Source organism: Pseudomonas rhodesiae, assembly GCF_007858255.1.
GTDB classification, from domain to species: domain Bacteria; phylum Pseudomonadota; class Gammaproteobacteria; order Pseudomonadales; family Pseudomonadaceae; genus Aquipseudomonas; species Aquipseudomonas rhodesiae.
In genome coordinates this window covers 1-1,663 of record NZ_VFEU01000062.1, presented here as the reverse complement: position 1 = coordinate 1,663, position 1,663 = coordinate 1, and the positions used below count along the sequence as shown (strand labels likewise).

At 54.1% G+C, this 1,663-nt stretch carries 1 protein-coding gene; it reads left to right on the top strand.

Translation table 11 applies throughout. The features are described 5' to 3' along the window. Window positions 1–73: 73 nt before the first annotated feature. Window positions 74–1,504 carry an IS1182 family transposase gene (locus FIV35_RS29400; protein ID WP_023108662.1) on the top strand — a complete coding sequence of 477 codons (1,431 nt, stop codon included), beginning with the start codon at window positions 74–76 and terminating at the stop codon, window positions 1,502–1,504. Window positions 1,505–1,663: the final 159 nt, after the last annotated feature.

Below are 1,663 nucleotides of genomic sequence, written 5' to 3'. Positions count from 1 at the left end.
GGCCCAGAGTGTGTAAAAACATCCCGGTAAACCCTTGCTATGATTTCCGAGAATCTCATCGCAAGGGACGCCCATGAAACGGTTTATCCAGGGTGAACATCGAGGTCAAAGCACCTTACTTCCCGAAAGCCTCGACGACTACGTCAGCGATACCAATCCGGTTCGGGTGGTTGACGTTTTCGTCGATGAACTCGACTTGGCCAAGCTAGGTTTTGATGGCGTCATTCCAGCCGAAACCGGTAGACCTGCTTACCATCCCGCTGTCCTGCTAAAGATCTATATCTACGGCTACCTGAACCGCATCCAATCGAGTCGCCGTCTTGAGCGAGAAGCTCAGCGCAACGTTGAACTGATGTGGCTGACCGGGCGCTTGACGCCCGATTTCAAGACCATCGCCAACTTCCGAAAAGACAACAGCAAGGCCATTCGCGGCGTCTGCCGCCAGTTCGTTTTGCTCTGCCAGCAGTTGGGGTTGTTTGACGAAAACCTGGTTGCCATCGACGGCAGCAAATTCAAGGCAGTGAACAACCGTGACCGCAATTTCACCAGCGCCAAACTGAAGCGGCGCATGGAAGAAATCGAGGCGAGCATCAGCCGTTATTTGGCTGCGCTCGATGCGGCTGATCGACAGATTCCTAGCGCCTCCGCGCCAGACATTGCCAGCCTGGAAGATAAAATCGCCAAGCTCAAATCGCAGATGAAAGAGCTTGAGGGGATCGAAACTCAGCTCAACGATTCCCCTGACAAACAGGTTTCGCTGACCGACCCGGATGCCCGTTCGATGATGACGCGCGGCAGCGGTATCGTTGGCTACAACGTGCAGACGGCTGTCGATACGCAGCACCATTTAATAGTTGCTCATGAGGTCACCAACAGCGGTTCAGACCGTGACCAACTCAGTTCAATGGCGAAGCAGGCTCGTGAAGCTGTCGGCGCAGAAACGCTGTCCGTGGTGGCTGACCGAGGCTACTTCAAGGGTGAAGAAATCCTTGCCTGTCACGACGCAAACATCACGGCCTACGTGCCTAAGCCAATGACTTCAAGCGCCAAGGCTGATGGCCGATTCAACAAAGATGCCTTCGTGTATGACTCGACGAAAAACGAATACACCTGCCCGGCGGGAGAGGCACTGATCTGGCGATTCTCCAGCGTTGAGAAAGGCATGAATATGCACTGCTACTGGAGTTCAAAGTGCCAGAGTTGCACGCTGAAAACCCAGTGCACGCCAAGCACAAATCGTCGAGTAAGGCGCTGGGAACATGAAGCTGTGCTGGAGGAAATGCAACGCCGGCTGAACCAAGCACCGGAGATGATGCGGGTTCGAAAGCGGACTGTTGAGCATCCATTCGGGACGCTCAAACAATGGATGGGGGCAACGCACTTCCTGACTCGAAAACTGAACGGGGTGAGCGCAGAAATGAGCTTGAATGTGCTCGCCTATAACTTGAAGCGGGTGATGAAAATCATCGGCACCGAAGGCTTGTTGAAGGCGATGGCGGCGTAAAAGCCCAGCTTTTACTGCCCCAAGAGGTGCCAAAGCGCTTCATACGCGCTCTGAAGCGTTACCGGCGCTGATCGTGGTAAATAATCGGGAAATCGCCACGCCTAGGAGCAATGGGCTGAAGCACGCAAGATAAGAAAGTGTTTTTACACACTCTGGGCC